Source organism: Actinoalloteichus sp. AHMU CJ021, from assembly GCF_002895405.1.
Taxonomy (GTDB): Bacteria; Actinomycetota; Actinomycetes; order Mycobacteriales; family Pseudonocardiaceae; genus Actinoalloteichus_B; species Actinoalloteichus_B caeruleus.
In genome coordinates, this window is sequence record NZ_CP025990.1 from 96,326 (window position 1) to 106,137 (window position 9,812).

General features: G+C 72.4%; 7 protein-coding genes. 5 read left to right on the forward strand and 2 right to left on the reverse strand.

Annotation, left to right across the window (positions count from 1 at the left end; translation table 11 throughout):
- Nucleotides 1-5: 5 nt before the first annotated feature.
- On the reverse strand, nucleotides 6-1,256 hold the full coding sequence (locus tag C1701_RS00455; RefSeq protein WP_016700128.1) for a coproporphyrinogen-III oxidase family protein: 1,251 nt from the start codon (nucleotides 1,254-1,256) through the stop codon (nucleotides 6-8).
- Between the two features lie 75 nt (nucleotides 1,257-1,331).
- The gene (locus C1701_RS26985) at nucleotides 1,332-1,481 is read right to left on the reverse strand and encodes a thiocillin/thiostrepton family thiazolyl peptide (RefSeq protein ID WP_016697819.1); all 150 of its coding nucleotides are present in this window, start codon (nucleotides 1,479-1,481) and stop codon (nucleotides 1,332-1,334) included.
- Between the two features lie 421 nt (nucleotides 1,482-1,902).
- On the opposite strand from C1701_RS26985, the gene nocL reads away from it, so the two are divergent.
- The 5 genes from nocL to C1701_RS00485 are packed head-to-tail and all read left to right on the forward strand — an operon-like array spanning nucleotide 1,903 to nucleotide 9,660.
- On the forward strand, nucleotides 1,903-3,096 hold the full coding sequence (nocL, locus tag C1701_RS00465; protein ID WP_016697820.1) for a 3-methyl-2-indolic acid synthase: 1,194 nt from the start codon (nucleotides 1,903-1,905) through the stop codon (nucleotides 3,094-3,096).
- Between the two features lie 18 nt (nucleotides 3,097-3,114).
- Nucleotides 3,115-4,206, forward strand: a complete 1,092-nt coding sequence (locus C1701_RS00470) for an alpha/beta fold hydrolase (RefSeq protein WP_337662035.1) — start codon at nucleotides 3,115-3,117, stop codon at nucleotides 4,204-4,206.
- Entirely contained in the window at nucleotides 4,176-5,516 is a 1,341-nt protein-coding gene (locus C1701_RS00475; protein WP_245533453.1) for an AMP-binding protein, read from the forward strand. Before C1701_RS00470 ends, C1701_RS00475 begins: the two co-directional genes overlap by 31 nt.
- Nucleotides 5,513-7,537: a hypothetical protein gene (locus C1701_RS00480; protein WP_103055291.1), complete on the forward strand. Its 2,025-nt coding sequence runs from the start codon at nucleotides 5,513-5,515 to the stop codon at nucleotides 7,535-7,537. Before C1701_RS00475 ends, C1701_RS00480 begins: the two co-directional genes overlap by 4 nt.
- Nucleotides 7,534-9,660, forward strand: a complete 2,127-nt coding sequence (locus C1701_RS00485) for a TOMM precursor leader peptide-binding protein (protein WP_103055292.1) — start codon at nucleotides 7,534-7,536, stop codon at nucleotides 9,658-9,660. The genes C1701_RS00480 and C1701_RS00485 overlap by 4 nt, the downstream gene beginning before the upstream one ends.
- Nucleotides 9,661-9,812 lie beyond the last annotated feature (152 nt).

Here is a 9,812-nt window from a genome sequence, read left to right on the forward strand (position 1 = left end):
GGTGTTCACGGCTGCTCCGGCTGGGACATCGCCATCTCGAAGGCCAGTTCGATCAGGGTGAGCCCCGCGCGGTCGCGAGGCAGGCGGATGCCCCGAGCGTCCTCGACCAGACCCCGTGCCCGTAGCAGTCCGGCAAGCGGAGCGATCGAAGGACGTTCCAGGACCTCGTCGAGCTGGGTCCCGGTCGCCAGTTCCCACTCCGCCCGCAGCACACCGTCGAACATCGCCAGTCCGGCTTGGAGGAAGGACACCAGCACACGGTCCTGCCCGGCGGGTACCGCGATGTCGAAGGAGAGCGGGTCCTGGACGTACCGGTGCAGCAGGCCCTTGCGGTGCGAGAGGAAGCGTTGGTCGACCAGGGACACGGCTCCGGACCCGAAACCAGCGGTGTCGGCGCGGAGCTGGAAGTACATGGCCGCGAACGGGGAGACCTGACCGAAGTAGCCCGAGGCGTACTCGGCGAGCCCGCCGTCCTCGATGCGGCGCCGCGCCGCGGTGAACAGGATCTTCTGCCGCCGCAGGTAGTCGCGGCGTTCCTGGCCCCCCATGCGGCGACGCATCGCCGTACCCGCCGTGGGGCGGAAGGAGTACAACGAGAGGTGGGTCACCGGCAGGCGCAGTGCCTGGTCGACGGTGGCGTGCACCTCCTCGAGGTCCTGGTCGGGGAAGCCGGACATGATGTCGATCGACACCTGGTCGAACCCGGCTTCCCTGGCGTCGCGCACGATCCGTTCGGCCTGGGCGGCGGTGTGGCGCCGTCCCAGGCGGCGCAGCCGGTGGTCGTCGAAGGACTGCACCCCGCTGGAGACGCGGTCGAAGCCGAGCTCGCGGAAGAACGCCAGCCGGTCGGCGTCGACGGTGTCCGGACTGCACTCGATGGTCGTCTCGGTGACCGTGCTCAGGTCGAAGGTCTCCCGGAGCGCGGTCATGATCTGCTCGGCTTCCGCCTCCGACAGGCTGCTGGCGGTGCCGCCTCCCCAGTAGACGACGTGAGGCACGTGGCCGGTCCCGGTCAACCGCGTTCCGCGCACGCGGATCTCGTCGCAGAGCGCGCGCAGGTAGTTCTGCCGGACCGAGTCCTCGGGTCGTCTGAGCAGGTCCCGGTTCGGGATTCCGTCAACCCAGTCGCAGAAGGTGCACCGGGCGTGGCAGAAGGGCACGTGCACGTAGATCATGAGGAGCCGGCGGTCGGGGGTGCTGGAGGGCAGCCGCTCCACGGCGGCCGTACCGGCGGATGTGGTGACCGGGGACGCCATCTGGGGTCCTTTCACGGGCCGGCCGGGCCGGGGGTCGCCCCCGGCCCGGCGGTGGGAACGTGGACGGGCGAGGAATCAGGACGAGCAGCTGCAGCAGCACTCGCAGGTGGTGCAGGAGGCGGACATGACCTTCGCGACCACCTCCCCGTCCTCAAGGCGGTTGTCGTCGAGGAACTCCGAGATCTCCAACGACTCGATGTTCAGCGCGGGCAGGTCAGCGGACATCGCACACCTCGTTTCTCGTGAGAGGAACCGGATTCGGCCCCGCATCGAACGGTAGGAACACCGAGACCCGTAGGTCAAGGACGCCAATTGTTGTTTTCGCGGTTTTCCCGGGCGACGCAGAAAAGTCAGCGAACTTCCTGAACATCGGCGCAAGCGGGGCGGAGAACCAACGCAAACACACTTGAGAACCGCTTGAGGCGCGACCGAGGAACGGCGCATGACCAGCGGAGAAGCCCTCGCCGACCAGGATGGGGACGTTTCTCCACCTCACGCTTGCAACGCCCACCGGAAACCGGGTGCTGTTGCCAGGCGGGGATTTCGGGAGTACGAATGGCGTGGAACAGCCGGAGTTTCCCTCCCATGGAGGGCGCGGGCGATCCCGCTTCGTTCCGCTTTTCCTCCCCACGGCGAAAGGGTTGCCATGAGCGATCGACAGCGGACCGGAACGACCGACTTCTCGCTGCCGGACGTGACGGCGGTAACGATGGAGGCCGAGGGGGTGGACACGAACGCGGTGCTCGGCCTCGCGGCCGGGCAGGAACCGGGAGTGTCCCGGGCGGCAGCGGCGCTCGCGTTGTGGCGGGACCGCTCGATCCCCACCGAGACACTGGTGGCGGCGGCCCAGCGGCGCTGCGCGGCGAGAAGTCCCCGCCTGCACACCTTCGTGCCGCTCTACACCACGAACCACTGCGACTCGGAATGTCGGATGTGCTCGATGCGAGCGGGCAACACGCGGATGGAGCGCAAGTTCTCCGGCCGGCACGAGATCACCGACCAGCTCCGCATCCTGTACGAGCACGAGGGCGTTCGCGGCGTCGGCCTGCTCACCGGCGAGTACGCGGACAAGTACACCAGGCTGAGCACGGCGTTCCGGGTCGGCTGGGCGATCCGCACCGCGCTGGACATGGGTTTCGAACGGGTCTACTTCAACATCGGCAGCATGGAACCCGACGAGATCGAGGTGCTGGGTGAGTGGGTTGACCGGGCGGACCCGGTGACCATGTGCGTGTTCCAGGAAACCTACGACCGCGAGTCCTACCGCCGTTTCATGGGAGCGACCTCCAGCGCGGTCCCCAAGGCCGATTTCGACCGGCGGGTGGTGTCCTTCGACCGGTGGCTCGACGCCGGGTTCCGGCACGTCAACCCGGGCGTGCTGGTGGGCCTGCACCCCGACGTGGAGTCGGAGATCGTCCAGTTGGTGGCGCACGGCGATCACCTGCGCGAGCGGGGAGCCGTCGTGGACCTCTCCCTGCCCAGGATGCGTCCGGCCATGAGCTCTCGGGACAGCACCAGGATCGGGGACGAGGACTACCTGAGGATGATGGCGGTGATCGCGTTCACCTGCCCGGAGCAGCGTCTGGTGCTCACCACCCGGGAGCCGCAGGAGTTCCAGGACCGGGCACTGGGCCTGGCCGGGGTGATCAGCCCGGGCAGTCCCGACGTGGCCCCGTACCGGGCCGACTCAGCGGCGCGCAACGAACCGAGCACGTCCCAGTTCCTCATCGCCGACCTGCGTCGTCCCCGGCACATCCTCAGCCGCATCGAGGCCAACGGCACGAAGGTCACCCACTTCGCCAACCCGTTCCGGGACGCCGGGGTCGTGGCGGTCGGTTGAGCGGGACGGAGGACACCGATGTTGGGCGCTCGTGTTCGCCGTCCCGTGGTGTACGTGCTCCACGGGCTGCTCGGCACCGCCTACGGTCACTTCGGGAAGCAGATCGGCGCGTGGCGGTCGGAGGCCGATGTCGTGCCCGTCGACCTGCCCGGTCACGGGCGGTGCCGGCTCGATGCCGAGGACGGCTATCTCGACGTGGCGCTGCGCTACGTCCTCGCTCTGGTGCGCAGGTTCGGCCCCGGTCGTCTCGTCGCCGCGTCGTACCTGGGCGGGCCGGTGGCCGTGCGGTGCGCCGCCCTCGCCCCGGACCTCGTCTCGTCGCTGGTCCTCACGGGCGTCGCGCCCGGGCTGGATCGCGAGGCCTTCCTCTCCCTGCTGGGCGGTTTCCACCGCTTGGCCGGTGAGAGCCGGGCGCTGGTGGCGGAGTACGAGCGCCTGCACGGTCCCCGGTGGCGAGCCACCCTGGACGCGTACACCGCGCACGCGACGACGTCCTACGCCGACCGGATCCAGATCCACCCGGAGACGCTCGCGGAGCTGCACCGGCCGGTGCTGATCATCAACGGTTCCCTGCGGTCCGTCGAGCGGGAGGCGGCCAGGACCGCCGGCGACATCGGTCCCGAGGTGCGGGGCCGGGTGGTGGAGGGCGGCGGGCACCTTCCGGGCAACGACGACGCGGCCACGGTCAACCGCGTGGTGTCCGGGTTCTGGCGGGAGGTGGAGCGGGGTCCGGCGCCTCCGGATGAGCGGCCGATGGGCCCCGCCTCCTCCGGCGCGGAGCGGCAGGAGGACGGTCCTGGGCCGACACCGGCCGGCAGGGACACCGATGCCGATGCCGTCCTCCCCAGTGGTGGCGCCCCGGGCGGGCGGGCGACGTCGGGGCCCACGCCCACGAGTCCCCCGAACACGGTCGCGGCCCTGCGGGCGGCCCTGGTCGACGCGGTGAACGAAAGCGATCCGACGCGGCGACTGGACTCCCTGGAGACGGTGGTCGTGCTCGCTTACCTGCGGAACACCCGGCTGGTGTCGACGCCTCCCGAACCGCCCGACCGTCCCGACACGATCGAAGGGTGGGTGACATGGGTCGCCAGGCGTTCACTCGTTTCCTGACCAGTAGCCGAGCACGGTCCGCCACTGGACGCCGAGGCGTCCAGTGGGGCGGTGCCGTCGCGACCTGGGACGAGTTGCTCGCGGGTGGGCGGGACCGGGCGCGACTGGTCCGCCCCGGGCACGCCTACGTCGTCGACCCCACGGAGGGCCTGGAGGCGCTAGCTTCGCTCTTCGCCGTCGCCAGCGTGCCGGACACCCTGCTGCTCTGGACGGCCCGTTCCGCGCTGGGCGTGGAGGAGCACCGCCTCGCTCCCGCTCTCGCGGAGGTGCCGCTCCCGCTGGCGGAACCGATGACCCGGCCGATGTGGGGCGTGTGCACATCCGGCAGTTCCGGTCGGCCCAAGGTCGCGATCGGGCACGCCGATCTGTGGGAACTGGTGGCCGTGCAGCACGACCACATGCTGCGAACGGCGCTGCCGGGCACCGGCTCCGACCCGGTGCTGGCCACCTGCCTGCCGTTGCAGTACTCGGCGGCGTTCCTGATGACCGTGCTCCCCGCGATGTTCTTCCGCCATGACCTGCTGGTGTTCCCGGCTCACGACTGGACCCCCCTGGCGACGGCGGCCCGCGACCGGGACGTGGCCGTGTTGGGGGTGCCGGCCGTGGTCGCGGCGGCGTGCCTGGGCACGCCGGACCCGCTGCCGATGGGCCGGGTGGCGGTGTTCCTCGGCGGCGGCCATGTCAGCGCCACCCGGGTCCGGCTCGCCAGGGAGCGGTTCGAAGGGGTGAGGTTGGTGAACCTGTACGGGACCGCTGAGACCGGGGCGGTCTCGGTGGATCCGGACCCCGGCCACGGAGGGCACGTTGGCCGGCCCGTCGAGGGCAAGGCCGTCTGGGTCGACCAGCCGAACGAACGCGGGGTGGGCGTCGTCTCCGCCGCCGGCCCGGACTGCTGCGTCGCGGTGTGGCGGCCAGCGGACGGTGCCCCTCCCGAGGAGACGACCGGCACGGTCAGGTCCACCGCCGGCCGCGGGGTGGGCGTCGACTACGGGCGGTGGGACGCCGAGGGGCGGCTCTGGTTGGAGGGGCGGGTCGACGGCGCGGAGAAGGTTTCCGGGATGTTGGTGCACCCGCGCCAGGTGGAACGGCACCTGTTGGCCCTTCCCGGTGTCGCCGACGCCCGGGTTCGGGTGGAACAGACCTCACACGGGCTGGAGAACCTGGCCGCCAGGGTCGTGGGCGACGTGAGTGTGGAGGAGGTGCGGGCGCACTGCGCCGCGCTGCCGGACGCACGACGGCTGACCCGGGTCGAGGTGCTACCGGAGCGGGACGCGGCCGCGGCCTACGGCGCCCACGGGAAGCTGACATGAGCGCCGGGCTCGACGAGGACTCCCTCGACGAACGGCGGTTCGCGGTACGGGCCGACGCGTTCTTCGTGCGGCACGAGGGCGGAGTGTGGCTGCGGAACAACCTGGGGTCGTTCTCGATCAGGGGGGCGGGTGCCTACCAGCTGGTGGGCTCGTTGTTCGCCAACCTCGACGGGGAACGCAGCGTGGCCGAGATCTGCGAGGGGCTACCGGAGAGCGCGAGACGATCGGTGTCCCGGCTGGTGGGCACGTTGGACCGCAACGGTTTCCTGCGCGAGGTCGTCGGGCCGAAGGAGGTCCCCCCGGAGTGGATGGCAGAGCTGTACCCGGTGCACCTGGCGTTCTTGGAACACCACGCCGACCGCCCGGTCAGCCGGCTGTCGCGGGTGCGGTCCACACTGGTCGGCTGTCTCGGGTCCGGGGTCGCGCTGCGGGCGGCCCTCGGCGCGCTCGGGGAGTTCGGCGTCGCCCGGCTGCTCGTGGTGTGCGGCGAGGCCGACGAGGCCAGCGCGGCCGAGTTGATGGCGGCGGTCCGCGAACGGGACCCGCGCGTGCGCTGGCGGTTGAAGGTGGTGGACGGCTCCTGGCCGCTGGCCTCGGCGTTACGGCTCCCGGAGCTGCGGGACGCCGGGCAGGTCCTGCTCGTGACCGACGACGCAAACCCGGTGGCCCTGGCCGACGCCCACCACCTGGCGCGCGGTCGAGGTCAGGACGTGGGGGTGCTGGGGCGCTGCGGTGACCACGTGGTCGCCCTGCCGCCCGGTGTCGCCGGCTGCTGTTGGGAGTGCGCGCACCGCTCGGTGGCGGCCCGGGTCGCCGGGTTCGCCGGCGACCTCCCGCCCGCCCCGGCCCCGGCGGCCGTCGCGGCCCTGCACCTCGTGCAGCAGGTCTTCGCCCGGCTGGCGGGGGTCGCGCTGGAGGGTGCGGGGGCGATGACGACGGTCGAGCCGTGCGCACCGGTGGTTCGGCAGCACACCGCCCGTCGGCACCCGCTGTGTTCACGCCACCCGGCTGGTGTCTCGTGGTCGGGCCCGCTCAGGGCGCCGGTGACCGGGCACGGCCGGGCGCGGACACCGTCGTCCTCGGTTCCGGCGGCCCTCTCCCACGCCTCAGTCGGTGCTCGCCCTCGGTACCAGGTCGGCTCCCCGCCTGAGGGGGAGGGCGGTGCCACCGGCTGGTCGGCAGGCCCGGGCCGCGGGCTGGACACCGTCCGACCGGACGTGCCGAGAGCGGAGGACCCGGCAGAGCTGGTCGCCGAGGCCGATCGCATCGTCGCGGCGACGGCGCGGTGGACCGACTCCGTGACCGGCCCGCTGTTGGCGGTCGGGGAGGGCGACCTCGACCAGCTGCCGCTGGCGGCCAGTTCATGCCAGGTGGTGGCACCGGAGAGCACGGCGTGCGATCCGAGGACCCGGCTGCTGGTGTGCCGTGCGCTGTCGGCCAGGGAGGCGCGCCACCAGGTGGTGCTGCGGGCCGTGGAGTGGCTCGCGGCCCGCACCGCCCGAGCCTTGGGCCAGACCGCCCCGCTGGTCCTCGGCGCCGGCTGGACCGTCCACGAGGCGCGGTTGCGTGCCCGGTACGCAGCGGTCGCGGCCAGCCGGGTGCCGACGGCCGGCCGGTGGGAACCGGCCGCCGACCTGTCCACGGCGGACACTCCGGCACGGCGTTTCCTGGTGCGCGCCCTGGCCGGCTCCGACCGCGCCTGGTGCGGGGTGGCCTGGGATGACCCGGTCGGGGGGCTCCGCAGGGTTCGGGTCCGCACCGCGGCCGGCACCACCCACCCGGGGATCGGCCTCACAGCGGACCACGCGATCGACAACGCCCTGCTCGCCGCGCTGGCCGCCGGTTCGGAGGACGCCGGCGACACCGTGGGGTGGTTGGCGCCACCGACGGCGACCTGGACCGAGGCGGCGAGGCGAGCAAGCCCACCCGGCTCGGATGCGCTGTCCGACGTCACTGGCCTGTTGCCCTTCGCGGACGGGGAAATCCACCTGGTCGCCCTGTCCCCCGGGATCGGGGCATGACCGCGCACGGGGCCCCGGGACGGGGAACACCAGCGGCGTCCGTGCTGGGCCGGGGCCCCCTGGCCCGGTGGGTGGCGGCGCACCTGGGGGTTGCCCGCTCGACGTCGACGCCCACGTGCGACGCCTCGGACGCGGCGGACTTCCCGGGGCACGCCCGCGCGACCCGTGCTCCCCGGTTGGTCGAGGATCCGGCGCCGGAGGACCGTGGGACTGCCTCGGTCTCCGCCCGCGCCCAGGACGTAGCGGCCCCAACCGAGGAACGAACGAACGAGCACCTGGCCGGTCCGGGGGCGGTGGCGTGGGACGAGGCCGGGGGCCCGCTGGTGCTGGTGGCGGAGTTGGACGCGGTCGAGGAGTTCGAGGATGTGCTCGCACGCGCCCGTCGCCTCGCCTGCCCGCTGCTCTTCGTGGGCAGCTGGCGCTCCCTGTGCTACGTCGGTCCGTGGTCCCAGCGTGGTGTCCCCGGATGCCCACGGTGTCTCGTGGTGCGCACGGCCAACTCCGCTTTCGGCCCCGACCTGGCAGGTGAGCGGGTGCTGCCCGGCTCACCGCGGCTCCTGGCCGCCACCACGCTCGGGCCGGCCACGCTGTCCGTGGTGGCCAGGTCGGTCGCCGAGGCGGTCCGCGCTGGCCCGCCGACCGGAACCGGTGCCGCCAGCGGCGTCCTGGTCCTCGACGGGGTCACCGGGGCGATGGACCGGCGGACGTTGCTGCCGGACTCGACCTGTGCGCTGTGCGGGCAGGTCACCACCGACACGGTCCCGCACCTCACCCCGAAGGGGGTGCCGCTGCCGAAACTCGGTCCCGAAGTGCTGCGCACCGGGCAGTTGTCCGCCGAACAGGTGGAACGTGACTACCTCTTCCCCGGCCTCGGCCTGTTCAAGGAGGTGCGGCAGGACCTGCAAAGCCCCTTCGGCGCGTGCTCCGTGGAACTCGACACCCGTTGGGGGCGGCGAGAACCGGCGATAGGCCGCGCCCGGGGTTACCGGACCAGCCGCACCGTCGCCGTCCTGGAAGGACTTGAACGGTACGCGGGGCTGCGGCGGGGAGGTCGGACCGCTCCCGTCCGCGCCAGTTACGCCGAGGTCGCGGACCGGGCCCTCTGCCCGCTGGACCTCGGTACCCACCCCGAGGAGTCGTACCGGACGGAGTCCTTCCCGTACCGCGAGTTCCACCAGGACACCGTTGTCGACTGGGTGTGGGCCTACTCGTTCCAAGCCCAGGAACCGGTGCTGGTACCGGAACGCGCCGCTTTCTGGGGCCCGCGGCATGACGGCGAGATCGCGTTCGTCTACGACACCTCCAACGGGTGCGCGCTGGGCAACTCGGTGGAGGAGGCGGTGTTGCACGGTCTCCGCGAGGTGGCGGAGCGGGACTCGTTCCTGTTGACCTGGTACCGGCGGCTCGCGTTGCCCGAGGTGTGCCTGGAGGGCGAGCGGGGAGCGGTCGGGGACCTGCTGCGGCGCGCCGAGCTGTTCACCGGCTGCCGGTTCCGGTGCTTCCTGTCCACGATGGAGTACGGGATGCCCAGCCTGTGGCTCACCGCCGAGGGCCCGGCCGGCGGGCCCTCGGTGCTCGCGGGCAGCGGCGCGCATCCGGACCCCAGGCAGGCGCTGGTCGGCGGGCTCCACGAACTCGTCGGCATCGTCCTGGCGGTGCGGGACGGGTTCCCGGACCGCCGGGAGGAGGCCGAGGCCATGCTCGCCGACGCCGACCTGGTGCGGCGCATGTCGGACCACTCGCTGGTCAACGCCCTACCAGCGGCGCGGGACCGGTTCGCGTTCCTGCTCGACGCCCCGCACGAGGAGATCCGCCTTGACGCGGTGCCCGCGACCCTCCACCCAGCCGAGTCCGACCTGCGGGTCGAGGTGGACACCGCCGTTCGAGGTTTCCTCGACGCGGGGTTGGACGTGCTGGTGGTTGACCAGACGATGCCCGAGCTCCGGCGAAACGGGCTGTGCTGTGCGCGGGTGCTGGTTCCTGGCCTGGTTCCGATGACTTTCGGGCACCGCAACCGCCGGACGCGCGGTCTGCCCCGGCTCACCGAGGGCACCGGGCTTCCCTATCCCGGCGCGATCGCCCCCGAGGAGGAGGTCGGATGCGTCCCGCACCCCTTCCCCTGATCGACCAGCGGCGTCCCGGCGCGCCAGCGTTGCCTGCCCCGGGGGGACGGGACATCTCCGGCCCGGGGGTCCTGTTCGGTGGCCGGCGGGGCATCGTCGGGACGTGGCCCTCCCGGCGGCCCCGGACCCGGCGCGTCCACGCTGCTGGCTCC

Bases quoted from the DNA above. Each gene is read 5' to 3' on its own strand.
- C1701_RS26985 (WP_016697819.1), bottom strand. From the start codon at position 1,481: ATGTCCGCTGACCTGCCCGCGCTGAACATCGAGTCGTTGGAGATCTCG.
- C1701_RS00485 (WP_103055292.1), top strand. From the start codon at position 7,534: ATGACCGCGCACGGGGCCCCGGGACGGGGAACACCAGCGGCGTCCGTG.
- C1701_RS00475 (WP_245533453.1), top strand. From the start codon at position 4,176: ATGGGTCGCCAGGCGTTCACTCGTTTCCTGACCAGTAGCCGAGCACGG.
- C1701_RS00470 (WP_337662035.1), top strand. From the start codon at position 3,115: ATGTTGGGCGCTCGTGTTCGCCGTCCCGTGGTGTACGTGCTCCACGGG.
- C1701_RS00480 (WP_103055291.1), top strand. From the start codon at position 5,513: ATGAGCGCCGGGCTCGACGAGGACTCCCTCGACGAACGGCGGTTCGCG.
- nocL (WP_016697820.1), top strand. From the start codon at position 1,903: ATGAGCGATCGACAGCGGACCGGAACGACCGACTTCTCGCTGCCGGAC.
- C1701_RS00455 (WP_016700128.1), bottom strand. From the start codon at position 1,256: ATGGCGTCCCCGGTCACCACATCCGCCGGTACGGCCGCCGTGGAGCGG.